Origin of the sequence: Mesorhizobium sp. M7D.F.Ca.US.005.01.1.1, from assembly GCF_003952545.1 — a bacterium.
Classification (GTDB): Bacteria; Pseudomonadota; Alphaproteobacteria; order Rhizobiales; family Rhizobiaceae; genus Mesorhizobium; species Mesorhizobium loti.
This window is the reverse complement of record NZ_CP034453.1, coordinates 5,657,465-5,682,770: the sequence shown is the minus strand read 5'-3', so window position 1 is coordinate 5,682,770 and position 25,306 is coordinate 5,657,465. Positions and strand designations below refer to the sequence as shown.

Sequence of the window (25,306 nt, the reverse complement as noted above, 5' to 3'; positions counted from 1 at the left end):
GCACGCCTCCTTAGCGTTCGCTGACCGACATGCGGCGCTCGAGAAAGGCGCCATAACGGGACAGGCTGAAGACGAAGATGAAGTAGATGAAGGCGATGAAGGCATAGACTTCGACATAGGCGAAGCGCCATTCGCCGGTGCCGTAGGCGGCATTGCCGGAGGCCAGGATCTCGAAGAATCCGACGATGACCACCAGCGAGGTCTCCTTGAACGAGATGACGAACTGGTTGATCGTCGCGGGCATTGCGTTGCGCATGGCCTGAGGCAACAGGATTCGACTGATGCGTTGCCAATAGCGCATGCCAAGCGCCATGGCAGCCTCCTCCTGTCCTGTCGCGACGCCCTGCATGCCGCCTCTCACGATCTCGGCCTGATAGGCAGAGAAGAACAAAGCGGAGCCCAGGATCACGCGGTAAAGCTTGTCGCCCTGCAGCCATTGCGGCAGCGCGAACGGCAGAACAACGGCAAAGGTGAAGAGGATCGATATCAGCGGAAGCGAGCGGACCCCGTCGATGATCAGGCCGGTGGTGCGCGAAATCCAGGGCAACTCCGACCGGCGCAGCAAGGCCAGGCAGATCGCCAAGGGGAAACCGATCAGGCAGGTGGTCACGAAGATGAACAGGGTCAATGCCAGTCCGCCCCAGGCTTCCTCGCCGACATGGGCAAGACCAAGCATGCCGCCCTTCATCAGCACGTAGAAAAGGCCCGTTCCGGCTCCCCACACCAGCGCGATCCGGCGGCCGGTCCAGAATGCCGGGATACAGCTCAGCACCGTCATGACCACCACGGCGACGCAGGCGAGCGCCGAGCGCCACTGTTCTTCATAGGGATAGAGGCCGAAGAAGATGATCCGCCATCTCGCTGCGATGACCGACCAGCAGGCTCCGGCGGCCGCTTGGCAGGCTTCCGGCCCGCCGCTGGTGGTGAACACAGCGGAGAAAACCGCCCAATTCAGCAGCTTCCAGACCAGGAAGATCATGATCGTCAGGCAGGCCAGCGACACCACCGCCTGAAGTGGCGTCGCGAAGAAACGTCGCCTCAGGTTCTCGAGCCTGCCGGGAGCGGGTGGAGCGACAAGGACCATCTCCATCTCTCAGCCCCTCAGTTGATTGCCCTTGAGGGCAATTGCCTTGTTGATGCGGTTGAAGACGGCGGCAAGGCTGAGATTGATGGCGAGGAAGCCTGCCATCAGGATGCCGATCGCTTCGAGGGTCTGCCCGGAATGGTTGATCGTCAGCGCCACAATCATGAAGAAGTCGGTGAAGCCCACCGCGATGCCCATCGTTGTTGCCTTCATCAGCCAGACATACTGGTTGGCAAGGATCGGCAGCATGGCGCGCAGCGCCAGCGGCAGTCGCACCAGCGTGAAGACCCGCCAGGGACTGAGGCCCAGGGAAAGGGCTGCCTCGACCTGGCCGGTGCCGACAGATTTGAAGCCGCCGCGTACGATCTCCGCGATGTAGGAGCCGCCATAGATGGCGATGGCGATCGCGAGGGTGGCAAACTCCGGTGGGATACGCAGGCCGCCTCTCAGATTGAGGCCTTGCAAAGCGGGGAAGTCGAGCAGCGGCGTATCCGGCAGACGTCCGAGGGCCAGAATGATGGCCGAGCAGGCAAGTGCCGCCGCGGCGGCGGCGAACTGGATGGTACGCCGCTGGCCGATTGGCTGGGCAAGGCGCGACGTTCTGCCCAGCCAGGCCGGCAGCACGATGGCCGCGATGACGGCCACCGTGGCTGCGGCAAACGCGGCACTGCCGACGTTCGGGAATGGAATGTAGAGCCCGCGGCTGGTCAGCAGGAAGCCCCAGGCTTCGTGAGCGCTGCGCGGCGTCGGCAGGTGCGTGATGATCGCGTACCAGAAGAAAACCTGGAGGATCAGCGGGATGTTGCGGAAGATGTCCACATAGGTTCGGCCGAGCAGTCGCGCCAGATCGTTCGAGGACGTCCGCGCCAGACCGACGATCGTTCCCACGATGGTCGCCAGTATCAGGCCGACGCTGCCCAGGAAAAGCGTGTTGATGATGCCGATGAGGAAGTACCACCAATAGGGATCATTGGCCGTGGCGGGCAGCAGCGAGAAATTCACATCCCAACCCGTCGACTTGAACAGAAAGTCGAATCCGGAGGTGATCCCCTGGTCAGCGAGGTTGCGGCGGGCGATCACGATGCCGGCAAGCACCATCGCGGCGATAGAGCCGACATAGAGGACCTGCAACAGTGCGTTGCGGACCTTTTGATTTCTCAGCAGGCTGACCATCCAAAGATCCTTGCCGAATTGTCGCCGGCCCCGCCCGGCAAGTGCCGGGCGGGGCCCAAAGCGGGTGAGTTAAGAACGGATCAGTCGATCACCAGCGGGAACAGGACACCGCCATTGTTCCACAAATTGGTCAGCTCGCGGTCCATCTTGTAGGGCGAGTCCTTGCCGAGGTCGCGCTCGAAGATTTCGCCGTAATTGCCGACGTTCTTGATCACCTTGTAGGCCCAGTCGTCATCGAGACCGAGACCCTTGCCCATGCCTGGCGTGACGCCGAGGAACTTGGCGACTTGCGGCGAAGTCGGCTTGGCCTTGATCTCGTCGACGTTCTTGGAGGTGATGCCTTCCTGCTCGGCGAAGATCAGGGTGCTCAGCGTCCAGTTGGCGATGTCGACCCAATTGTCGTCGCCTTGCCGCATGATCATGACCTCAGGCTCGACGGCGAGCACGTCGGGCAGGATGACATGGTCGTCGACCTTGCTCTTGGCGATGCGCGCGATGGCGAGCGTCGGACCCCACTGCGCATAGAGATCGCAGCGTCCCGAGAAATAGGCCTGCTCGAGCTCCTCCGTCTTTTCGATGAGCACGGGCTCGAGTTTGATGCCAAGCTTGGCCGTATAGGCCGCGACCTGCTGTTCCTGCGACGTGCCGGCGGGAATGCAGATCGTGCCGCCGGCGGCATCCTTGAGCGACTTGAGGTTGAGTTCCTTGTGCGCCATCACCTTGGTGGTTCCGAGGTAGTAGGACATGGAAAATTGCAGCCCGAGCTCGGTGTCTCGGCTGAGCGTGCCGCCCGACGCCTTAATGATGATGTCGACATCGCCCGACTGCAGGGACGGCCAGCGCTGCGCCCAGCTGATCGGAACGACCTTCAGCTTTGCCGGGTCGCCGAGCACGGCCGTGGCCACCGCCCGGCAGAGATCGATGTCCATGCCCTTCCAGTTGCCCTTGTCGTCGACTTCGGCGAAGCCGAGATAGGATCCGTCATGGCCGGTGCAATTGAGCACGCCGCGCGCCTTGACTGCTTCCAGCGTCTTGCCACCGGCGGCTTCTGCCGGCGCTGCAAAATGCACAAGTCCAAGGGCCATGGCTGCGGCCCCCCATTTCATCGTTTTCATGTTCCGTCTCCACTGTTGAGGTTGTTTGGTTTCTTGTTGTTGGAGGTCCAAAAGTTTTCTTTCGGAGCTCGGTCTCAAAGCCGCTCCTAGTCGGAAAGCGGGGTCGGTTTCGGCACGGAGGAAATCTTCAGATCGCTGCCCCAGTCCTGCTGGGCGAGCCATCGATGAAGGGCAGCGACCGCCTTCACGCGCAGGTGCCCGCGCGGGACGATCAGGTAGAAGCCAGGGACCTCCTCCGGCCTCATATCGGCAAGGGCGTCGCGGCCGACCGGCGCGACAAGCGCCCCCGACCTCAAATCTTCCTCAGCGTCGATGACGGAGACGAGACCGACGCCGATGCCTTGTAGGGTTGCACGGCGCATGGTTGCGGCGTCGTCGAAGCTGATGCTTCGGTTGCCATCCGTCTGCTCGATGGCAAGGTGGCGTAAAATGTCTGGCCAAAGGCGCTTCGATTTGACGGTGTCCAGCAAGGTGAACAGCGTCAGGTCCTGCGCCGACTTGATGCTTTCGCCGATGGCCGGAGTGCAGCAGATGACCTTCGGGTCCGGCACGAGCAGGATGGTCTCGTAGTCCGGCCAATTGCCGTAGCCCCACTGGACGGTCATATCGATGTCGTCGCGCCCGAAATCGGGCAGGTCGACCATCGTCGTCAGGCGCAGATCCGCACCCGGCAATATCTCCCGGAACAGGGACAGACGAGGCAGCAGATAGTGGGTCGCGAAATAGGGGCTCGCATTCAGGTTGATGCGCTCCCGGTAGTTCGACTTGGTGACGCGGCGAACGCCTTCGGAAAACTCGTCGAACCCGGCTTTGACATAGTGCGAGAGAAGGATGGCCGATTCTGTCAATTCGACCGACCGCCCCTTGCGCTCGAACAGCGTCACCTGAAGCGTATCCTCCAGAAGCTTGATCTGCTGTCCGACGGCCTGCGGCGTGACCAGCAATTCGTCCGCCGCCTGCCGAAAGCTCTTGTGCTGCGCGACGGCGTGGAAGACGCGAAGCGCATTCAGCGACGGAAGGCGGAGCTTGCCGGTCATCGTGTATTCCACCTCCTTTCGCTTGCGTTCCTGTTGGATCATTCAGCGCCGCAGGCGCCGCTAGGACAGCTCAGGCGTATATATAACCACCTGAAACAATTACGTTTTCTCCGGTCATATAGGTGTTCTTGGGACCGCCCGTCATGAGCACCCACTCGGCAATCTCCGTAGGCTCGGCACCACGACCCAGCGGGCTCGCCTTGGCCAGTTCCTCCAGGAAGCCGAGGGCCTTGGCCCGCTCCGTGGCCATGCCTGCGGGGGCCACCGAATTCACCAGGATTCCGTGTTTTGCGACGTCATGGGCAAAGGAGCGCGTCAGGCTGACCACGGCGGCCTTGGTTGCCGCATAGTGGGCGTTCTGCGGATGCGCCTTAAAAGCGTCGACAGAGGTCAGGTTCACGATCCGCCCGCGCACATGGCTCTTCGGCTCCTGCGACTGCATATGGCGAACGGCCGCCACCATCATGTGATAGGTGCCTTTGATGTTGATGCCATTGGAGGCATCCCAATCGGCGTCGCTGATCTCCAGGAGCGGGCGGCGAGGGTAGATCGCGGCGCAATTGATCAGGGTGTCGATACGCCCGATTTTCGAAACGATGGCGTCGAAGGCGGCGTGGCACTGAGGGCCGATCTGGATGTCGCATAGGGCGGTCGCGGTCGGCAGGCCGTTGGCCTTTGCCGGTGCGAGAGCGGCTTCGGCGGCGTCCTGGTTGATGTCGATGATGCCGATCTTTGCAGCCCCGGCCTCTACAGCCATCCTGGCCAAAAGCGCGCCGAGGCCGGCGCCGCCGCCTACGATCAGAACGGAAAGATCCTTCATTCCAGTTTTCCTTACTTGGTGCCGCTTGGCGAGGTTGGCCAGGTCGGCATGATGTCGAAACGGGTAACGTCGGCCCATGCGGGCAGGCCGAGCACCGCGACCACCATTCTGGCCACGTCATCCGGCTGCACCACTTTGCTGGCGTACATGGCCGTGCGCGCCTTGGCGTCGAGGATGTCCTGGTAGAGCTGCGTCTCGACACGGCCGGCGACGATCTCGGTGACGCGTATGCCTGATGGGGAGAGGTCGGCGCGCAGCGCGGCGGCAAAGCCGGAGATCGCCGCCTTGGTGGCTGAATAGACGGCAATGTTGGAATATGCCGCGTGGCCCGCGGTGGAGCCGGTGAACAGGATGTGGCCAGACTGCCGCTCGCGCATCTGCGGAACGACGAGGCGGGTAAGCATGATTGCTGCGCTGAGGTTTACCTCCAGCGTGGAGTCGATGTCTGATATCTTCATGTCGGCGAAATTGCCGAGCGGCGGCATGATCCCGGCATTGTTGATCAGCACGTCGATGGTGAGATCCGCCAGAACAGCCTCCAGCGCCTCGCGATCGGTGATGTCGACGGCGATGGGCACGATGCCGGATCGCTCGGCCTGCAACGCCTTGAGCGCGGACTGGCTGCGCCCGACCGCATAGACGTCATAGCCGGCGTCGCTCAGTGCGATCGCCATGGCCCTCCCTATGCCGCTGGTTGCACCTGTGATGAAGGCTGTCGTCACGTGGGTTTCCCTGATTGCCTGGTTTCAGTGTGCGGCCTGGGCCGATGCCGCGAAACCAAGAAAACCAGCAAAAAGGAAAGATAAACTTTCGAAAGCCCGTTCAGCCTGCGAAACTTACTGGGGTGTCCGCACGATCGCGGAAGCCGAAAACCCAAGGAAACGCTGGGAGAATGGCGCTTTCAATGCATGCGAAAACGGGTGCAGCTGGCCGGCAGAGCAAAAACAAGGCTTTCGCAATGCGTGGCTAATCTGGTCCACGCGCCTGCGCATGCGAAGCGAAGTCGCCGGCCTCACCCGCCAGTCGGGGCAGGCCTCTTCATATCGGTAAAGAGCGATGCCGCGGCCGCCTTCTGCTCGGCCTCGGTCGCCGCGACGCCTGAAGCCCGGGCCAAAGCGCGCACGCGCCCGAGGCTGTTGTGCAGATGCTTGCGCATGGCCTGGCGAGCAGCGCGACCGTCCTGCCTTTCGATAGCGTCCACGATGGTTTTGTGTTCGTTGTGGATGCGGGCGTAGTAGCTGTCCTTGAGCGCTGATGTGACCACATAACCCAGTTGAAAGCGTGGAACGATCATCGGCCTGAGATAGCTCAGGAAGCCGTGGATGAATTCGTTGCCTGCGGCTTTGGCGATCGCCAGATGGAAATCATAGTCATAGTGGATCTGGACGGCCGCGGGATCCGCCTGCTGGGCGTCGACCTGTTCCATCAGGGCCCGGATTGCATTCGCCTCCGCATCGGTGCGCCGTTCGGCGCACAGCCCGGCGGACTCCACTTCGACACTCAATCTCAGTTCGAGCAGAGCGATGGTTTCCGGCAAGGTCCTGAGGGCCTCGTCCGGTATCGAGAAATTGCGCGGCGCCGGCGTTTCGCTGACGAACATGCCGCGTCCTTGCTGCGGCACCACCATGCCCTCGGAGCGCAATCGCGCCACCGCTTCCCGCACCACCGTCCGGCTGACGTCGTACTCGGCACAGAGCTCCGCCTCGGTTGGCAATTGCGCGCCGGGAAGCAGAGATCCGGAACGGATCTTTTCGGACAGGCTCTCGGCCACGACGGTGGAAAGTGGCTTGCGCTTCGTCATCAGTGTTCCCCAGTCCGATGCCAGATGCAGGATGATGCCCGAACCGGCAAGGCCATTCAAACCGCCGCGGTGACGATCAGCTCGACCAGCATTCCGGGCTTGGCCATCCGTCCTTCGCCGGAAGAGCGCGCCGGTGCGTGCTCCTTCGGCATCCATGCGTCCCAGACCGTGTTGACCTCGTCGAAATCCCTGATGTCGTCCAGCCACATCTGCACGTGAAGGATGCGGGTCTTGTCCGTACCGGCCTTGGCAAGCAGCGCGTCGACCTTGCCGAGCGCCTCGCGCATCTGGTCGGCGGCGGACTGACCCGGCTTGGCGACCTGGCCGGTAAGGTAGAGGGTGCCATTGTGGATGACGCCGTGGTGGATGCGGGTGTCGAAGTCGAAGCGCTTGATGTCACTCACTGGATTGTTGTCCTTGTCAGATTTCCGGCCTCCGCCGGATGGGTCAGATTTCCGGCCTCCGCCGGATGGGTCAGATTTCCGGCCTCCGCCGGATGGGGTCAGATTTCCGGCCTCCGCCGGATGGGGTCAGATTTCCGGCCTCCGCCGGATGGGGTCAGATTTCCGGCCTCCGCCGGATGGAGTCAGATTGCCGGCGTCGGGCGGATGGGGTTTCCCTGCAAATATTGCGCGTAGGGCGCCTGAACGAGCCAGCCGGCGTCGACGGGCAGGGTCACACCGGTTATCGACGCGGCCCGGTCGGAGCAGAGGAACAGTGCCGCCTCGGCAACGTCGCGCGGCTCGACGAAGCGTCGCAGCGCCGTGGTGGCCTGGATGGCTTCGGGGTTGCGTTCACCCTTGGCGATCCTGGCTTTCAGCCCGTCCGAAAGCGTGTAGCCGGGTGCCACCGCATTCACCCGCACCCCGTGCGGGCCGAGCTCGGCGGCCAGGATCTGGGTCAAGGCCAGAACGGCATGCTTTCCGGGCGTGTAGGCGGGCAGGGACAGCGGCGCGAAAGAGGCAAGCGAGCCGACATTCAGGATGGCGCCTCGCCCGGCAGCCGACATCAGCCGGCCAAAGATCTGGCAACCCAGCAGGGTGCCGCGATAATTCACCCGCCACATCCTCTCGTCCTCGTCCAGATCCTGGTCGAGGACGTGCTTGCCGCTCTGCAGGATGCCAGCGCAATTGACGACGATTTGAGGTGTGCCGAACGCAGCGCTGACGGCCTGCGCCAGCGCTTCCACCGAGCCGGATTCGGCAACATCGGTCTGGACAAACAGCGCGCGCGGTGCGCCCGCCGCCTTGCAGGCGCCAACCGCCTCATTGCCCCGTGCCGCATCCCTGCCGGCGACGACCACATGGTAGCCATCCTCGGCAAAGCGCAGCGCTATCGCGCGTCCGATGCCGGAAGTGCCGCCGATGACGACGGCCGTCAATGTCTCAGCCATTGCCGCGGCCCTTGCGCTCGATGTCGAAGAATTCGGACATGGCCCGGACCTGGAAATCCATCATCGGGCGCCCCGGCTGAATGCGGCAGCCAATCTCTTTTGCCGCCTTTAGCAGGGCGGTCTCGGCGGGCTCCATGATGATATCCACGACCGTCATGTCCGGGGTCAGCCGGCTCACGTCCAGCGGCAGCGGGTCGCCGGCATGCATGCCGACCGGTGTGGCGTTGATGGCCATATGCATGCCGGAAGGATCTGCCTCGCCGACATGGATGCGGCATTTCGGGAAGACCAGCGCAACCAGCGCCGCCAGTTTTTCGGCGCGGTCGGTATCGATGTCGGCGAGGCGGATCTCTTCCGCGCCGGCTTCGGCGAGACAATAGGCCAGGGACGCGCCGGCGCCGCCGGCTCCGACCTGGAGAATGCGGCGGCCGGCAATCTCATGTCCGCCTGCGTTGAGGCCATCGATGAAGCCGACGCCGTCGAAATTGTCGGCGTACCAGCTGCCATCGGGCAGCCGGCGCACGGAATTGGCGCTTTGCACCCGCGCGGCGCGGTCGTGAGCGGCGGTGCATTTGTGATAGACCGCGACCTTGTACGGCACCGAGATGATGACACCGCGGATGTTCTCGGCCGCCGTGATGCCGGCCCAAAAGGTTTCGAAATCTTCCGGGCGGCAGCTCAATGGCACCATGAGGCTGTCGAGGCTCTTTTGCTCGAAGATCTCGTTGAATATGCCGGGGCTCTTGGCGTGTGCCACGGGATGGGCCAGCATCACGAAGATGTCGGCCTTGCCGGTTCCGCGCATCGGTTCACTCCTTTTCTTTTGACAGTTCATGGGCGCTGAGGATCTCCAGTGCCTGGACGAGGGACGAGTGGTCGGCCTCAAACCCTGCACCAAGGTCGGCATGCACAGCACTTGCAGCAAATTATTGCCGTATGATATAGGACATCATACAAATTTCAACATCCCTTTCGCACATCGGAGACTGACCGGAAAATGCAAGAGCGCCCCAATACGCTGAAGGCTGCCGTGACCGCCGGGCGAGCCCATATCGGCATCTGGTGCTCGCTGGCTTCAGCCCTCACCACGGAAATTGTCGCAGGCTCTGGAGCCGGCTGGCTGCTGATCGATGGCGAACACAGCCCCAACGATTTGCGCAGCATCATGGCCCAGCTGCAGGTCATGGGCGGCTTCGACAGTGAGGCGGTGGTGAGGCTGCCCTCCGACGATCCCAATTTGATCAAGCAAGCGATGGACATCGGCGCGCGCAGCCTGATGATCCCCAATGTGCGGACGGCCGATCAGGCGCGCAGCATCGTTGCCGCGATGACCTATGCTCCGGCCGGCTTCCGGGGATTCTCGGTCGCCCACCGCGCCAACGCATTCGGCCGCATCGCCGGCTATCATGGGCGGGCGCGCGAGCAGCAACTGCTGGCCGTGCAGATCGAATGCGAGACGGGCGTGGCGAACGCTGCCGAGATCGCGGCGGTGGATGGCGTCGACGTCCTCTTCGTCGGACCCGGCGACCTTTCCACCAATATGGGCGCGATGGGCAATCCCGGTGCGGCGCACGTTCAAGAAGCGATCGCCTCGGTGCGCAAGGCAGCAACAGCGGCAGGCAAGGCCAGCGGCATCCTGGCTCCTGCAAAGACCGATGCCGACCGCTACCTCGCCGACGGCTTCACCGTGGTTGCCGTTGGTTCCGATCTCGGCCTGCTCGCCCGGGGCTCGGATGCCCTGATCGCTTCGTTTAACCAATAGGCCGGAGACAGAATATGGCGATCCCTTCCTACAAAGCGCCGTCGCGCACCGCCTACGACATCGTCATCGTGGGCGGCGCCGTCGTCGGTTCGTCGACCGCCTACTGGCTGAGCCAGGCGCTGGGCAGCGGCGCCTCGATCCTCGTGGTCGAACGCGACTCGAGCTACGAGTTCTCGTCGACAGCGCTCTCCACCAGCGCGATCCGGCAGCAATATTCCAATCCGATCAATGTGAAGATCAGCCAGTTCGGCATCGAGATCATCCGCGGTTTCGAGGAGCGGATGGCGCCCTTCTACAAGGACGAACCGGCACCCGACCTCGGCTTCAAGGAGCATGGATATCTTTACTGCTGTTCACCTGACGGCGTCGAAGCGGCGCGCGAGCGTGTCGACCTGCAGCGCAGTCTCGGAGCCCACACGGTCTTTCTCGAGCCGGGCCCGCTGAAGGAGCGCTTTCCCTGGCTCAATGTGGAGGATCTCGGCGGTGGTTCCTGGGGCTCCCGGGAAGAGGGCTGGTTCGATTCGATGGGGCTGTTGAATGGCTTCCGCCGCGCCGCCCGCGCCAGCGGCGTCGAGTATATCGACAATGCCGTGACGGGGCTGGATATCGCCGATGGGCGGGTCGTCTCGGTGCGCCTCGCGACCGGACAGACGGTTCGTTGCGGAACATTGGTCAACGCCGCCGGCCCACGCGCGCAACAGGTTGCCGCCATGGCCGGCCTGTCGATCCCGGTCGCGCCCTACAAGCGCTACAGCTTCGTCTTCGCCAGCGCCAACCCGATCCCCGGCCGGATGCCCAATGTCATCGACCTTTCCGGAACATTCGTGCGTCCAGAAGGCGAACTTTTCCTCACCGGCAACACGCCGCAAGGCGACGGGCCGGCCGGCTACGATGACTTTGAAATGCACCATGAAGAGTTCGACGACTACATCTGGCCGGCACTCTGGCACCGCATTCCGTCCTTCGATGCGCTCAAGGTCCAGACGAGCTGGACCGGCCACTACGAGTACAACATGCTCGACCACAACGGCATTGTCGGCTTCCACCCGCAGGTGACCAATTTCATGTTTGCCAACGGCTTCTCGGGGCACGGGCTGCAACAGTCGCCAGCCGTCGGTCGGGCCGTTTCAGAACTCATCGTTCACGGGTCTTTCCAGACGCTCGACCTGTCGCCGTTCTGTTACGAGCGCATAGAGCGCAATGAGCCGTTCCTGGAAGAAGCCGTGATTTGAGACCGGCTCTTGAGCTGCCGACAAGCTCGGTACACGGATGCAAAGTGCTATACGCAATGCATAGGGCGGTGGTGTAGAATGATGTGCAATTCGGCAGCTCTGCTGCCCACCGACAACTTGCGAACGAGGTGGAGGATTTGATGCGGAACACGATGCTGGGCTTCGCGGCACTTGCCCTGGCCGCGTGCCAATCGGCTCCTGAAGCGCCGCAATCAGCCGCTCTCGAGCCTGCGTCAGATCCTGTTGCTGTTTCTCCTCAACCTGCCCCTCCTGGCTCCGCAATCATGGATCAATCCATGACAATCACTCCCCCTGCGAAGGGCGTTCCAACAAGGTACGCCGCATTTTCGGGCATGTGGGTTGGACGATTGGAGGGGACGGATGAAGCCAAAGTCGCTGTGCAGACGATTTCTCCGAACGGCAAAGTGACGGTCACCTTTGCGTGGGGAATGCTGGGCGATAACAATCCGGGAGAGGCCGCCGGAGCAGGAAAAATTGTAGGGACTACGTTGAAGCTTGGGCGCCTGCCGAATGGTGCGGACGTCAGTTTTATGATGCTGCCCGACGGAACCCTGGCCGGAACCGTTGCGCTTGCCGGCCAGACCTACACGGGCGTATTCATCAGGCGATGACCAAAAGCATCCAACTGGTCACATTGTGGCCAGCTGAATATCCCACTCGTCCTAGGCAAGAATTACGGTGACAGCGCACGTTTTGCCATGTTCGGTCATCGGCGACGCCGAAGCGCCGGGTCCGATCGCCTGGGCAATCTACGCCGGCCACCGCTTCGCTCGCGAGCTGGATGAAGCCGATATCGGCGACGCACTGCCCTTCCGCCGCGAGGTCACGGCGCTGGCGGCGGAATAGAGGCTGGTCTGCGAATGTCGGGATTGTTCAACCATACCGCATTGCACAATTCCTTCGCTTGGTCACAATGCATGCATGGTCCGAACCGCACTCGCCGTCCTGGTGATCGACGAAAACCGCATCCGCGCCGCGATCATCGAGGCGGGGTTGCGCGAGGCCGGCCATGAGCGGGTCACCGTCATCCATGACGTAACCGGCATTGCGCGGCGGATCGCCGAGATCGAGCCCGACGTCATCGTCATCGATCTCGAAAATCCGAACCGCGACATGCTGGAAAACATGTTCCAGCTTTCGCGTGCCGTAAAACGACCGATCGCCATGTTCGTCGACCGCTCCGACCAGGCCTCGATCGAGGCGGCGGTCGATGCCGGCGTTTCGGCCTATGTTGTCGACGGCCTGCGGCAGGAGCGCGTCAAGCCGATCCTCGACATGGCGGTGAGCCGCTTCAACGCCTTCTCGCGCATGGCGCGCGAACTGGAAGAGGCGCGCAATGAGCTCGAGAGCCGCAAGGTGATCGATCGCGCCAAGGGCATCCTGATAAAGTCGCGTGGCCTCTCCGAAGAGGCCGCCTACACGCTATTGCGCAAGACGGCGATGAACCAGAACCGCAAGATCAGCGACATCGCCCAGAGCCTGGTGACCGCCGCCGGGCTGCTGGGACCGGCGGAGGACGAATGAGCATGGGCGCCGAGCACCAGATCACCGCCGGCTTCATGCCGCTCTTCGACAGCGCCGTGCTGGTCGCCGCAAGCGAGTTGGGCTTTGCCGCACGCGAAGGCATCGATCTGACGCTACACCGCGAAACGTCGTGGGCCAACATCCGCGACCGCATCGCCATCGGCCACTTCCATCTCGCGCATATGCTGGGGCCGATGCCGCTGGCCTGCAATCTCGGGCTGACGCCGCTCGCTTCCGAGACCATCGTCCCGTTCTCGCTCGGGCTCGGCGGCAATTGCGTCACGATTTCCAACGCCGTCTGGGCCGGCATGGCGGCGCATGGCGCCGCGCCTGATCTCGATCCGGCGCGCGCTGGTGCAGCACTTGGCGCGCTCATTCGCGAGCGTGCTGCCGCCGGCCATGATCCGTTGCGCTTCGCCGTCGTGCATCCGCATTCCGGGCACAATTACGAACTGCGCTACTGGCTTGCCGCCTGCGGCATCGATCCGACGCGACAGATCGAGATCGTCATCGTGCCGCCGCCGTTCATGGCCGACGCGCTGGCCACCGGGCGGATCGACGGCTACTGCGTCGGCGAGCCCTGGAACAGCGCCTCTGTCGCCGCCGGCACCGGCCACATCGTCACCGTCAAGGCCCAGATATGGCGTAACAGCCCGGAGAAGGTGATCGGCGTGCGCAAGGCCTGGGCGGACGAGAACCCCGAGGCACTGGCCGCACTGCTGCGCGCGCTGCATCATTCAGCTCGCTGGTGCCAGGATCCGGCCAACCACGGTGAATTGGCCGCTGTCATGTCGCAGCCTGGTTTCCTCGGCCTGCCGCCGGCCGTGCAGATGCCGATCCTGACTGGACATCTCCAACTCGGCGACGGCGCGGAGCGGACGATCGACGACTTCTTCCTGCCCTTCGACAAGGCCGCGAACTTTCCGTGGAAGAGCCATGCGCTGTGGTTCTACACGCAGATGGTGCGCTGGGGGCATGTGGCGCACACACCGGAAAACCTCGCCATTGCCCGCGACTGCTACCGGCCCGACCTCTACCGCTCGGCGCTAAAGCCGCTTGGCGTTGCACTTCCCGGCGCCAATTCGAAGGTCGAGGGCCCGCTGAAGGTCGCAACCGCGGTCGGCGCGACAGGGGCGGGCCTGGTGCTCGGCCCGGATGGTTTCTTCGATGGCCAGATCTTCGATCCGGACGAGGTCGACGGCTACATCGCCGCCCAGAAATCAGCCCGCGCGGAAGCCTGATCATTTCCGCGCCATTCTTGTGCATTGCACAAAAATTGTGCGTGCGATTGCTCCAATGAACAATCTTTGGCCTGCCAGCCATAGGGTCCCGCGTGTCGGTGACCGGCGCGTATCGCTGATTTCATTTATCTTTTTCATCTCCTGCTAAACTGGCACGGTTCCTGCTTTGAAATAGACAGACCCTTCACGGGTCACGGAACAGGCGTCCAATGGCGGGCGCCACAGGCAAAGCTGCCGCTCAGGTTTATGCGCTCCCGGTCACCCGGACGCGAAGACCTGGCTGGCGGCTTTTTTGTTTTGATCAACACGCAATCGACGACGCGGTCCCAAGCCGCGCCCAACCGGAGACGACGATGACGAAACGGATCAGGACTGGAACAACCCTCAAGGACATGACCCGCCGCGATTTTCTGGTCAGCAGCGCGATGACGGCGGGGCTGTTCGTGGCCGCCCGCAAGCTCTTCCCCTCCGGCGCCTATGCCGCCACCGCCACTCCGGAGGTCACCGGCGCCAAACTCGGCTTCATTGCGCTCACCGATGCGGCACCGCTGATGATCGCCAAGGAGAAGGGGATGTTCGCCAAGTTCGGCATGCCCGATGTCGAGGTGCTCAAGCAGGCCTCCTGGGGCGCGACACGCGACAATCTGATGCTCGGGGGTGCCGCCAACGGCATCGACGGCGCCCATATACTGACGCCGCTGCCTTACCTCATGCACACCGGCAAGGTGACGCAGAACAACCAGCCGATGCCGATGGCGATCGTGGCGCGGCTCAACTACGACTGCCAGGGCATTTCGGTCGCGCAGGAGTATGCCGGCACCGGTGTCGGCCTCGACGCCTCGAAGCTGAAGGACGCCTTTGCCGCCAAGAAGGCAGCCGGCAAGGACATCAAGGCCGCCATGACCTTCCCGGGCGGCACGCATGATCTGTGGCTGCGCTACTGGCTGGCCGCTGGCGGCATCGATCCCGACAAGGACGTTTCGACCATCGTCGTGCCGCCGCCGCAGATGGTGGCCAACATGAAGGTCGGCAACATGGACGTGTTCTGCGTCGGCGAGCCGTGGAACGAGCAGCTCGTCCACCAGGGCGTCGGCTTCACCGCTGCCACGACGGGCGAGTTGTGGAAGGGTCATCCGGAAAAGGCACTCGGCCTGCGCGCCGAATTCATCGACAAATACCCGAACGCCACCAAGGCGATCCTGATGGCCGTCATGGAAGCCCAGCAATGGTGCGAGGCCACTGAAAACAAGGACGAGATGGCCGCCATCATCGGCAAGCGGCAATGGATGAACGTGCCCGTCGCCGACATCATCGGCCGCCTCAAGGGCGACATCAATTACGGCAATGGCCGCGTCGCCAACGGCACCGACCTCTACATGAAGTTCTGGAAGGATGGCGTCTCCTATCCGTTCAAGAGCCATGATGCATGGTTCCTCGCCGAGAACATCCGCTGGGGCAAGTTCGCGCCGACCACCGACATCAAGGCGCTGGTCGACCAGGTAAACCGCGAGGATCTGTGGCGCGAGGCGGCCAAGGATCTCGGTGTGGCGGCAGCCGATGTTCCGGCGTCCTCGTCGCGCGGTGTCGAGACCTTCTTCGACGGCAAGATCTTCGATCCGGCCAACCCGTCCGCCTATCTCGACAGCCTGAAGATCAAGGCATCGGCATAGCCGGCGCAAGCGGCTTCACAGCCGCTTCTCACCAGTGCCCCACGGAGTTTTCCCAGACATGTCGATCCAGACTATCGAGGACACAACAGTGAAGGCGTTCCCCGCGAAGCCGGCGGAGGTCATCGCCTTCACCGCCAAAGCGCGGCGCCGCTTCGATCCGCTCGCCATCGCCGGCAAACTGGCGAGCGCGCTGGTGCCGCCGGTCATCGTCATCGCGCTGATGCTGGTCGTCTGGCAGATCGCCTGTTCGTCGCCGACATCAAGCCTGCCGCCGCCGACCCAGGTGTGGAACGAGGCCTACGATCTGATCGCGCATCCGTTCTTCGACAATGGCCCGCAGGATATCGGGCTGGCCTGGCGGGTGCTGATCTCGCTGCAGCGCGTCGCCATCGGCTTCGGCCTGGCGGCGATCGTCGGTGTGGCGCTCGGCGCGCTGGTCGGCCAGTCGATCTGGGCGATGCGCGGCCTCGACCCGGTGTTCCAGATCCTGCGCACGGTGCCGCCGCTGGCCTGGCTGCCGCTGTCGCTGGCTGCGTTCCGCGATTCCAGCCCGTCGGCGATCTTCGTCATCTTCATCACTTCGATCTGGCCGATCATCATCAACACCGCTGTCGGCGTGCGCAACATTCCCGAGGATTACCGCAACGTCGCCCGCATCCTGCGGCTCAACCAGTTCGAATTCTTCGTCAAGATCATGGTGCCGGCCGCCGCGCCCTACATCTTCACCGGCCTGAGGATCGGCATCGGTCTGTCCTGGCTCGCCATCGTCGCCGCCGAAATGCTGACCGGCGGCGTCGGCATCGGCTTCTTCATCTGGGACGCGTGGAACTCGTCGCGGCTGCCAGACATCATCGTCGCGCTCGCCTATATCGGCGTCACCGGCTTCTGCCTCGACCGGCTGGTCGCGGCGGTCGGCGCCTTCGTCACCCGCGGCACAACGGCAAAGTGAGGAGAGGGGCGATGACGGCCTATCTGAAGCTCGACCATATCGACAAATCCTTCACGCGTGGTGCCCAGGTCAGCGAGGTGTTGAAGGACATCCGACTGACCATCGACAAGGGCGAATTCGTCTCCATCATCGGCCATTCCGGCTGCGGCAAGTCGACCCTGCTCAATCTGATCGCCGGGTTGACCAAGGTGTCCGCCGGCGCCGTGCTGCTCGAGGACAAGGAGGTCGACAGCCCCGGTCCCGAACGCGCCGTGGTGTTCCAGAACCACTCGCTGCTGCCGTGGCTGACCGTCTACGAAAACATCAATCTCGCGGTGTCGAAGGTCTTCGGCCGTTTGAAGAGCAAGGCCGAGCGGCATGACTGGATCATGCGCAATCTCGACCTCGTGCAGATGGCGCATGCCAAGGACAAGCGCCCGGCAGAGATATCGGGCGGCATGAAGCAGCGCGTCGGCATTGCCCGGGCGCTGGCCATGGAGCCGAAGATCCTGCTGCTCGACGAGCCGTTCGGCGCGCTCGACGCACTGACGCGCGCCCATCTGCAGGACGCGGTGATGGACATCCATTCGCGGCTCGGCTCGACGACGATCATGATCACCCATGATGTCGACGAGGCGGTGCTGCTCTCCGACCGCATCGTCATGATGACCAACGGCCCGGCGGCGACCATCGGCGAGGTGCTGCCCGTGCCGCTGGCGCGGCCGCGCCGGCGCGTCGAACTCTCTTCCGACCGGACCTTCCTGCGCTGCCGCGAGGCGGTGCTGAAGTTCCTCTACGAACGCCACCGCTTCGTCGAAGCCGCGGAGTAGCACCATGAGCGAAAGACTTGTCATCATCGGCAACGGCATGGCCCCCGGGCGCATGCTCGAGCACCTTTTGGAACAGACGCCGGGCCGCTACACCGTCACCATCTTCAACGCCGAGCCGCGCGTCAATTACGACCGCATCATGCTGTCGCCGGTGCTGTCGGGCGAAAAGGCCTATGAGGAGATCATCATCCACGGCGACGGCTGGTACATCGCCAACAACATCACCCTCTACAAGGGCCACAAGATCGTCGCCATCGACCGGACGGCGAAGACCGTCACCTCCGATCACGGCGTCACCGAGCCCTATGACAAGCTCGTCATCGCCACCGGGTCGGTGCCGTTCATCATTCCGGTGCCCGGCCATGATCTGCCGGGCGTGCTGACCTATCGCGATCTCGACGACGTGCAGGCGATGATGCTCGCCGCCCAGTCGCGGGCCAAGGCGGTGGTCATCGGCGGCGGCCTGCTCGGGCTGGAGGCCGCGGCCGGTTTGAACGCGCAAGGCATGGACGTCACCGTGCTGCATGTCATGCCGACATTGATGGAGCGCCAGCTCGATCCGGCCGCCGGCTATCTCTTGCAGCGTGCGGTGGAGCAGCGCGGCATCAAGGTCATCACCAAGGCCAACACGCAGGCGATCACAGGCAATGGCAAGGTCGGGCAGGTGGAACTCGCCGACGGCACCATCATTCCAGCGACGCTGGTGGTGATGGCGGTCGGCATCAGGCCGAATTCGGCGCTGGCCAAACAGGCCGGCATCGCCGTCAACAGGGGCATCGTCGTCGACGCCGGCATGCGCAGCAACGATCCCGACATCTACGCACTCGGCGAATGCGCCGAGGTCAACGGACAGGTCTACGGCCTCGTCGCACCGCTCTACGAGATGGCGCGCGTGACAGCCAGCCAGCTTGCCGGCAACGAGGCGGCTGCCTTCGTCCATATGGACACGCCGACCAAGCTCAAGGTCACCGGCATCGACCTGTTCTCGCTCGGCGACTTCGCCGAGGGCGAGGACCGCCAGGAGATCGTGCTGCGCGACGCGGCCGCCGGCGTCTACAAGCGCCTGGTGCTGAAAGACGACCGCATCATCGGCACGGTGCTCTATGGCGAGACGGCCGACGGCGCCTGGTTCAACGATCTCAAGAAGAAGCAGACCGACATTTCCGAGATGCGCGATACGCTCATCTTCGGCCAATCCTACCAGGGGGGTGCCCCGCTGGACCCTATGGCGGCCGTTGCAGCCTTGCCGGATGATGCGGAAATCTGCGGCTGCAACGGCGTTTGCAAGGGCAAGATCACGGGCGCGATCACGGCCAAGGGCCTGACCTCGCTCGATGATGTGCGGGCCCACACCAAGGCCTCGGCCTCCTGCGGCTCCTGCACCGGGCTGGTCGAGAAGCTGATGGTGCTGACCATCGGCGACAAATACAATCCGGCGGCGGTGCAGCCGATGTGCGGCTGCACGACGCTCGGCCATGACGAGGTGCGCCGGCTTATCATCGCCAAGCGCCTGAAGACCATTCCCGCCGTCATGCAGGAACTGGAGTGGACGACCTCCTGCGGCTGCGCCAAATGCCGGCCGGCGCTCAACTACTATCTCGTCTGCGATTGGCCGGACGATTACGCCGACGACTACCAGTCGCGCTTCATCAACGAGCGCGTCCACGCCAACATCCAGAAGGACGGCACCTATTCGGTGGTGCCGCGCATGTGGGGCGGGGTGACCAACGCCGCGGAGCTGCGCGCCATCGCCGACGTCGTCGACAAGTTCGAAATCCCGATGGTCAAGGTCACCGGCGGCCAGCGCATCGACATGCTCGGCATCCGCAAGGAAGACCTGCCGGCGGTGTGGGCCGATCTCGGCCAGGCCGGCTTCGTCTCCGGCCATGCCTATGCCAAGGGCCTGCGCACCGTGAAGACCTGCGTCGGCTCCGACTGGTGCCGCTTCGGCACGCAGGATTCGACGGGCCTCGGCATCCGCATCGAGAAATTCATGTGGGGCTCGTGGACGCCGGCCAAGGTCAAGATGGCGGTGTCGGGCTGTCCCCGCAACTGCGCCGAGGCGACCTGCAAGGATGTCGGCGTCATCTGCGTCGACAGTGGCTACGAGATCCATTTTGCCGGGGCGGCCGGCTTGGACATCAAGGGCACCGAGGTGCTCGGCATGGTCAGGACCGAGGACGAGGCGCTGGAACACATCGTGGCGCTGACGCAGATGTACCGCGAGCAGGGCCGCTATCTCGAGCGCATCTACAAATGGGCCAAGCGCATCGGCATCCCCGAGATCAAGCGCCAGATCATGGACGATGGCGACAAGCGCAAGGCCTACTACGAGCGCTTCGTCTTCAGCCAGAAATTCGCCCAGGTCGACCCGTGGTCGGAGCGCGTTTCCGGCAAGGACAAGCACGAATTCCGGCCGATGGCCTCGGTCGGGTTTGCGCAGGCGGCGGAGTGATGGAGATGAACTGGATCGCAATCGGCTCCCTCTCCGACATCCCGCGCCGTGGCGCGCGCTGCGTCGCCACGCCCGAAGGCAAGGTCGCCGTCTTCCGCACCCAGGACGATCAGGTCTACGCCATCGACGACCATTGCCCGCACAGAGGCGGGCCGCTCAGCCAGGGCATCGTGCACGGCACGGCGGTGACCTGTCCCTTGCACAATTGGGTGATTTCGCTGGAGACGGGCAAGGCGCTCGGCGCCGACGAGGGCGCGGTGCGCAGCATTCCGGTGCGGGTCGAAGGCGAGCGTCTGTTCATTGCGCTGGAAGCGCTGGCCAGCCGCGCGGCCTGAACCATGGAGATGGACGCAGCGCGCGAGGTGAGGACCACCTGCCCCTATTGCGGGGTGGGCTGCGGCGTGCTGGCGAAGGTCGCCGCGGACGGGCAAGTGTCCGTCCGCGGCGACCCCGACCATCCGGCCAATTTCGGCCGGCTCTGCTCCAAGGGCTCGGCACTGGCCGAGACCATCGATCTCGACGGCAGGCTGCTGCATCCGGAGATCCACGGCCGTCGTGCCGGCTGGGACGAGGCGCTCGACCTTGTCGCCTCGACCTTCTCGCAAACCATCGCCGAGCACGGGCCCGATGCGGTCGCTTTCTATGTCTCCGGCCAGTTGCTGACCGAGGATTATTACGTCACCAACAAGCTGATGAAGGGCTTTGTCGGCTCGGCCAACATCGACACCAATTCGCGCCTGTGCATGGCATCGTCGGTTGCCGGCCACCGCCGCGCCTTCGGCTCCGACACCGTGCCGGGAACCTATGACGATCTGGAGCTTGCCGACCTGATCGTGCTGGTCGGCTCCAACCTCGCCTGGTGCCATCCCGTGCTCTACCAGCGCATCGCGGCTGCCCGGGAAAAGCGACCGGAGATGAAGATCGTGCTGGTCGACCCGCGCCGCACCATGACCGCTGATATTGCCGACATGCATCTGGCAATCGCGCCCGATGGCGACGTCGCTTTGTTCACCGGGCTGCTCGCTTATCTCGGCCAGCACAACGCGCTCGACCGCGCCTATACCACGGCGCACACGACCGGCTTCGGGCAAGCGCTGTTCGCCGCCTCCGCGCTCGACCTTGCCGGCGTCGCCGCCGCCACGGGCCTAAGCGAGGACGAGCTTGGCAGCTTCTACAGCCTGTTCGCGGCGACCGCGAAAACGGTGACCGTCTACAGCCAGGGCGTGAACCAGTCGTCTTCGGGCACCGACAAGGTCAACGCCATCATCAACTGCCATTTGGCCACAGGCCGCATCGGCAGGCCGGGGGCAGGGCCGTTCTCGGTGACCGGCCAGCCCAACGCCATGGGCGGCCGCGAGGTTGGCGGCATGGCCAACATGCTCGCCGCCCATATGGAAATCGAAAACCCAGAGCATCGCGAGCGCGTGCAGCGCTTCTGGAATGCGCCGGCCATTGCCGGAAAGCCCGGCCTGAAGGCGGTCGAGATGTTCCAGGCGCTGGCCGACGGGCGCATCAAGGCGCTGTGGATCATGGCCACCAATCCGGTCGATTCGATGCCGGATGCCGGTGCCGTCGAAGCGGCGATCAAGGCGTGCCCGTTCGTCGTGGTGTCGGACGTGCTGGCCGAGACCGACACCGTCCGCCACGCCCATGTCCGGCTGCCCGCCGCCGCCTGGGGCGAAAAGGACGGCACCGTCACCAATTCCGAGCGCCGCATCTCACGCCAGCGCGCTTTTTTGCCCTTGCCCGGCGAGGCAAGGCCCGACTGGCGGATTGTCGCCGAGGTGGGCATGCGGATGGGGTTTGGCGGGGCGTTTTCCTACGCGTCGCCGGCGGAGGTGTTTGCCGAGCATGCCGCGCTGTCGGGCTTCGAGAATGACGGCGCGCGGGATTTCGATATTGGCGTCTACGGCGGAATTGATGGCGAGACCTACGCAGCGCTTGAGCCGTTCCAGTGGCCAGCGCCCAGCAGCTCGACTGGGCTCCAGGTTCGCTTCTTCGCCAACGGCGATTTCTACACACCCGATCGCAAGGCGCGCTTCATAGCCATCCGCGCCGCCACGGAAATCCGCACCAGCGCCGACTATCCGCTGATCCTCAACACCGGCCGTATCCGCGATCATTGGCACACCATGACACGGACGGGCAAAAGCCCGCGGCTGTCGCAGCACATCGCCGAGCCCTTCGTCGAAATCCACCCGGTGGATGCGCAACGCTTCGGTATCGGTGACGCCGACATCGCGCGGGTTTCCAGCCCGCGCGGCGACGTGCTGGTGCGCGCGCTGGTGACGGCGCGGCAGCGCCAGGGCAGCCTGTTTGCACCGATGCACTGGACCGATCAGTTTTCGGCAAAGGGCCGGCTCGACACGCTGACCGCCCCGCTGACCGATCCCATTTCCGGCCAGCCGGCACTGAAGCATGTCGCCGCCCGCATCGAGAAATTCGCGGCGAAAGCCTTTGGCTTCGCGGTGACGCGGCAGAAGCCGGCGCCTGATACCGCGGCCTACTGGGCGGTGGCCAAATGTAACGGCGGCTGGCGGGTCGAGCTTGCCTTTGCCGATGACGACATCGACTGGGCCGCCTTTGCCGGGTCACTGTTCGGGGCGCCACCGGGCGCCGAAATGCTCGCCTATCATGACCGCGACGCCGGCCAGCATCGCATCGCCGCCTTCGACGGCGATCAACTGTCAGGGGCCTTGTTCGTCGCGCCTGGTCCGGTCGCCGTGTCGCGCGGCTGGGCGGCGGAACAGCTGAGCGCCGATCATGTCGACCGGCGCGGCAGGCTGGCGATCGTGGCCGGGCGGCCGGGCGGGATCGACGTCGACCGCGGCGCCATCGTCTGCTCCTGTTTCAGCGTCGGCGCCACCCAGATCGCGGAAGCGGTGCGCCGCGGCTGCACCAGCGTCGCGGCGATCGGCGCGGCCCTGCAAGCCGGCACGAATTGCGGTTCCTGCCGCGCCGAGATCAGGGTCATCGTCGACGCGCAGAGTCTCCAGGCCGCCGAGTGATTGTCCTGACCAAAGGGGCCTGCGCGACGGCGCTTGTTGGGCTATGGTGGCGCAAGCGTGCTGCGTCGCGCACGAATCGTCTTCAGTCAGGGTCATCCAATGGCAAATCCTCCGCGCCGACCGACAAATCCGATGACGGCCGCCGAGGCGGCTTTCAAGCCGGTGAAGAAGCCGGCCGCGCCGGTTCGTGAGCCATCGGCCGCTCCGGGTGTCAGGGAGCTTGTTTCGATCAGGATCGACCGCGCCGTGCTGGACCATTTCCAGGAGGATGGTCCCGGCTGGCAGGACCGCATCAACGACGCCTTGCGGCAGGCGACTGAGGGCAAGCCGATCGTTACCGAGGGCAATCGTTCAGACGATGAGTAGCGCCTGTTCCAGACGGCTCACGCCGCTTCGAAGTGCAGGATATAGAGCTTGCGCGTCTTCTCATGGATCGTCCATTCGCCTTTCCAGCCTTTCGGCAGCACCAGCATTTCGCCGGCGCCAACATCCTCGCTGCGGCCATCGGGACCATGCAGCGAGACCCGTCCTGAGACGATGTGGCAGGTTTCGGAATTGCTGTCGCGCGATGCGGTGAACCGGCCCGGCGTGCATTCCCAGACGCCGACTTCCAGCGTGCTGTCCGGCGACGTCCACAGCGTCTTCGACGCTTCGAGCTGATTGCCGCTGATCGAGGCCGGCTTGGGCTCGGGCTCGCCGAGATCGATAGCGGCGAGATGGGCGAAGGTCTGAAAGTCGGTCATGGCGGGTCTCCAGGCAGGCACTGAAAATGCAGAAGGTTTTTGGAATCGTTCCGAAGGCTCAATGCCCGGTGATGTGGTCGGCGATCGCGGCCAGTTTCGACGTGTGCTGGAGGCCGGCCTCCTCGCGCTCGTCGGCGACGCGGTAGAGCTGGTACATCGAGTGGACACCGAGCCAGCGCATCGGCTCGGGCTCCCATTTGCTGACCTTGCGGTTGACCCAGGGCAGGCGGGTCAGTTCGGTGTCGCGGCGCAAGATGAGATCGCGCAGCGTGCGGCCTGAAAGGTTGGAGCTCGACACGCCGAGCCCGACATAGCCGCCGGCCCAGCCAATGCCGGTCTCAAGGTCGAGACCAGCCGTCGTGCACCAGTCGCGCGGGACGCCCAGCACGCCGCACCAGGCGTGGTCGATGCGAAGCCTGGCTGTCTGCGGCAGAAGGCGGATGAGGATGGCGTGCAGGCTTTCGATGGTCGCCTGCTGCGTCTGGCCGCGCACGTCGGTCTGTGAGCCGTAGCGATACGGCACGCCGCGCCCGCCCATGGTGATGCGGCCTTCCCTGGTGCGCTGCGCGTAGCAATAGGCGTGCGCGGCGTCGCCCAGGAGCTCATGGCCTTGCCAGCCGATCTCGTCCCACAGCGACTGCGGCAGCGGCTCGGTGATGATCTGCGCGCTGTTGAGCGGCAGCCAGAGCCGCTCATTGCCCGAGATGCCGGCCGTGAACCCTTCGGTGGCGCGGATGATGATCGGTGCGCGCACGGTGCCGCGGTTCGTCGTGACCTTGCCCTTCTCGATGCCGGTCACGGTAGTCTGTTCATAGATCGGCACGCCGAGCCGCTCGACGGCTTCGGACAGGCCGCGCACCAGCTTGGCCGGCTGCACGCGCGCGGTGCCGTGGTGGATATAACCGCCAAGCACATTTTTGATGTTGATGCGGGCCTTGGCCTCTTCCTGGCCAATCAGGCTGACGCGGTCCTGCGGTACGCTCCAGCCGATCGCATCGGCATAGGCGGCCTTGATCCGTTCGAGCTGCGGCGGGTTGGTGGCGACCGTCAGATTGTCGACGCGGCGGATGTCGGCATCGATGCCTTCGGCCTCGGTCACCTTGATCACTTCATCGACCGTGCCATGCATGGCGGTTTCCATGTCGATGACGGCGCCGCGCGTCGACGTCTGCAGATATTTCTCGCGCGACCAGCTGAAGCCGCCGGACAGCCAGCCGCCATTGCGGCCCGATGCGCCGAAGCCGGCGAACTCCCGCTCGACGATGGCGATGCGGATCGAAGGATCGGCCTTCTTCAGATAGTAGGCCGTCCACAGCCCGGTGTAGCCGGCGCCGACGATGCAGACATCGGCTTCGATATCCCCCGGGAGCGGCGCGCGATAGGCCGGCAGGCCGATGTCGGCATACCAGAACGAGACGTTGCCGTTGACTTTGGCGTCCATGTCTAAAAATCCTGCGGGGAAAAAGAGC

General features: G+C 64.0%; 25 protein-coding genes. 13 read left to right on the top strand and 12 right to left on the bottom strand.

The window, feature by feature from the left end; all coding sequences use genetic code 11:
- Nucleotides 1-10 precede the first annotated feature (10 nt).
- From EJ076_RS27670 to EJ076_RS27625, 10 genes are all read right to left on the bottom strand, one after another.
- Entirely contained in the window at nt 11-1,090 is a 1,080-nt protein-coding gene (locus EJ076_RS27670) for an amino acid ABC transporter permease (protein WP_126070002.1), read from the bottom strand.
- A 3-nt stretch (nt 1,091-1,093) separates the two neighbouring features.
- Nucleotides 1,094-2,257 (bottom strand): ABC transporter permease subunit, encoded by a 1,164-nt coding sequence (locus tag EJ076_RS27665; RefSeq protein WP_126070001.1) that lies wholly within the window; start codon nt 2,255-2,257, stop codon nt 1,094-1,096.
- 80 nt (nt 2,258-2,337) lie between these two features.
- Nucleotides 2,338-3,372 carry an amino acid ABC transporter substrate-binding protein gene (locus tag EJ076_RS27660; RefSeq protein ID WP_126070000.1) on the bottom strand — a complete coding sequence of 345 codons (1,035 nt, stop codon included), beginning with the start codon at nt 3,370-3,372 and terminating at the stop codon, nt 2,338-2,340.
- Between the two features lie 86 nt (nt 3,373-3,458).
- The gene (locus EJ076_RS27655) at nt 3,459-4,409 is read right to left on the bottom strand and encodes a LysR substrate-binding domain-containing protein (protein WP_126069999.1); all 951 of its coding nucleotides are present in this window, start codon (nt 4,407-4,409) and stop codon (nt 3,459-3,461) included.
- 70 nt (nt 4,410-4,479) lie between these two features.
- On the bottom strand, nt 4,480-5,229 hold the full coding sequence (locus EJ076_RS27650; protein WP_126069998.1) for an SDR family oxidoreductase: 750 nt from the start codon (nt 5,227-5,229) through the stop codon (nt 4,480-4,482).
- A gap of 11 nt (nt 5,230-5,240) precedes the next feature.
- Complete coding sequence (locus EJ076_RS27645) at nt 5,241-5,951, bottom strand: SDR family oxidoreductase (protein ID WP_126069997.1); 711 nt, start codon at nt 5,949-5,951, stop codon at nt 5,241-5,243.
- A 290-nt stretch (nt 5,952-6,241) separates the two neighbouring features.
- On the bottom strand, nt 6,242-7,030 hold the full coding sequence (locus EJ076_RS27640) for a FadR/GntR family transcriptional regulator (protein ID WP_164548749.1): 789 nt from the start codon (nt 7,028-7,030) through the stop codon (nt 6,242-6,244).
- Nucleotides 7,031-7,086: 56 nt separating this feature from the next.
- Nucleotides 7,087-7,434: a RidA family protein gene (locus EJ076_RS27635; protein WP_126069995.1), complete on the bottom strand. Its 348-nt coding sequence runs from the start codon at nt 7,432-7,434 to the stop codon at nt 7,087-7,089.
- 182 nt (nt 7,435-7,616) lie between these two features.
- Nucleotides 7,617-8,423 carry an SDR family oxidoreductase gene (locus EJ076_RS27630; protein ID WP_126069994.1) on the bottom strand — a complete coding sequence of 269 codons (807 nt, stop codon included), beginning with the start codon at nt 8,421-8,423 and terminating at the stop codon, nt 7,617-7,619.
- The gene (locus EJ076_RS27625; protein ID WP_126069993.1) at nt 8,416-9,228 is read right to left on the bottom strand and encodes a shikimate dehydrogenase; all 813 of its coding nucleotides are present in this window, start codon (nt 9,226-9,228) and stop codon (nt 8,416-8,418) included. Before EJ076_RS27625 ends, EJ076_RS27630 begins: the two co-directional genes overlap by 8 nt.
- Before the next feature lie 192 nt (nt 9,229-9,420).
- Between EJ076_RS27625 and EJ076_RS27620 the strand changes: the two genes are divergently transcribed.
- The 13 genes from EJ076_RS27620 to EJ076_RS27565 all read left to right on the top strand — a co-directional run bounded on the left by EJ076_RS27620 (nt 9,421) and on the right by EJ076_RS27565 (nt 23,460).
- Nucleotides 9,421-10,185 carry an HpcH/HpaI aldolase/citrate lyase family protein gene (locus tag EJ076_RS27620; RefSeq protein WP_126069992.1) on the top strand — a complete coding sequence of 255 codons (765 nt, stop codon included), beginning with the start codon at nt 9,421-9,423 and terminating at the stop codon, nt 10,183-10,185.
- A gap of 14 nt (nt 10,186-10,199) precedes the next feature.
- The gene (locus EJ076_RS27615) at nt 10,200-11,417 is read left to right on the top strand and encodes an FAD-dependent oxidoreductase (protein WP_109660187.1); all 1,218 of its coding nucleotides are present in this window, start codon (nt 10,200-10,202) and stop codon (nt 11,415-11,417) included.
- A gap of 140 nt (nt 11,418-11,557) precedes the next feature.
- Nucleotides 11,558-12,049, top strand: coding sequence for a hypothetical protein (locus EJ076_RS35900; RefSeq protein ID WP_126069991.1), 492 nt, complete (start codon nt 11,558-11,560; stop codon nt 12,047-12,049).
- A 67-nt stretch (nt 12,050-12,116) separates the two neighbouring features.
- A complete protein-coding gene (locus EJ076_RS35330; RefSeq protein ID WP_164548512.1) occupies nt 12,117-12,284 on the top strand; it encodes a hypothetical protein in 168 nt (55 codons plus the stop codon).
- Nucleotides 12,285-12,359: 75 nt separating this feature from the next.
- Entirely contained in the window at nt 12,360-12,962 is a 603-nt protein-coding gene (locus tag EJ076_RS27605; protein ID WP_126069990.1) for an ANTAR domain-containing response regulator, read from the top strand.
- A 2-nt stretch (nt 12,963-12,964) separates the two neighbouring features.
- Nucleotides 12,965-14,203, top strand: a complete 1,239-nt coding sequence (locus tag EJ076_RS27600) for a CmpA/NrtA family ABC transporter substrate-binding protein (protein ID WP_164548898.1) — start codon at nt 12,965-12,967, stop codon at nt 14,201-14,203.
- 353 nt (nt 14,204-14,556) lie between these two features.
- Nucleotides 14,557-15,873, top strand: coding sequence for a CmpA/NrtA family ABC transporter substrate-binding protein (locus tag EJ076_RS27595; protein WP_126069988.1), 1,317 nt, complete (start codon nt 14,557-14,559; stop codon nt 15,871-15,873).
- Between the two features lie 58 nt (nt 15,874-15,931).
- On the top strand, nt 15,932-16,822 hold the full coding sequence (gene ntrB, locus EJ076_RS27590; RefSeq protein WP_126069987.1) for a nitrate ABC transporter permease: 891 nt from the start codon (nt 15,932-15,934) through the stop codon (nt 16,820-16,822).
- 11 nt (nt 16,823-16,833) lie between these two features.
- Complete coding sequence (locus EJ076_RS27585) at nt 16,834-17,631, top strand: ABC transporter ATP-binding protein (RefSeq protein ID WP_126069986.1); 798 nt, start codon at nt 16,834-16,836, stop codon at nt 17,629-17,631.
- 4 nt (nt 17,632-17,635) lie between these two features.
- Nucleotides 17,636-20,086 carry a nitrite reductase large subunit NirB gene (gene nirB / locus EJ076_RS27580; RefSeq protein WP_126069985.1) on the top strand — a complete coding sequence of 817 codons (2,451 nt, stop codon included), beginning with the start codon at nt 17,636-17,638 and terminating at the stop codon, nt 20,084-20,086.
- A 5-nt stretch (nt 20,087-20,091) separates the two neighbouring features.
- Complete coding sequence (gene nirD / locus EJ076_RS27575; protein ID WP_126069984.1) at nt 20,092-20,421, top strand: nitrite reductase small subunit NirD; 330 nt, start codon at nt 20,092-20,094, stop codon at nt 20,419-20,421.
- A 3-nt stretch (nt 20,422-20,424) separates the two neighbouring features.
- Complete coding sequence (locus EJ076_RS27570; RefSeq protein WP_126069983.1) at nt 20,425-23,094, top strand: nitrate reductase; 2,670 nt, start codon at nt 20,425-20,427, stop codon at nt 23,092-23,094.
- A 99-nt stretch (nt 23,095-23,193) separates the two neighbouring features.
- Nucleotides 23,194-23,460, top strand: a complete 267-nt coding sequence (locus EJ076_RS27565) for a BrnA antitoxin family protein (protein WP_126069982.1) — start codon at nt 23,194-23,196, stop codon at nt 23,458-23,460.
- 17 nt (nt 23,461-23,477) lie between these two features.
- Here the strand turns inward: EJ076_RS27565 and EJ076_RS27560 are convergent, their stop codons facing one another.
- Together EJ076_RS27560 and EJ076_RS27555 are read right to left on the bottom strand one after the other, a co-directional pair.
- Complete coding sequence (locus EJ076_RS27560; RefSeq protein ID WP_126069981.1) at nt 23,478-23,837, bottom strand: cupin domain-containing protein; 360 nt, start codon at nt 23,835-23,837, stop codon at nt 23,478-23,480.
- A 58-nt stretch (nt 23,838-23,895) separates the two neighbouring features.
- Nucleotides 23,896-25,278, bottom strand: a complete 1,383-nt coding sequence (locus tag EJ076_RS27555; protein ID WP_126069980.1) for an FAD-binding oxidoreductase — start codon at nt 25,276-25,278, stop codon at nt 23,896-23,898.
- Between the last annotated feature and the right edge of the window lie 28 nt (nt 25,279-25,306).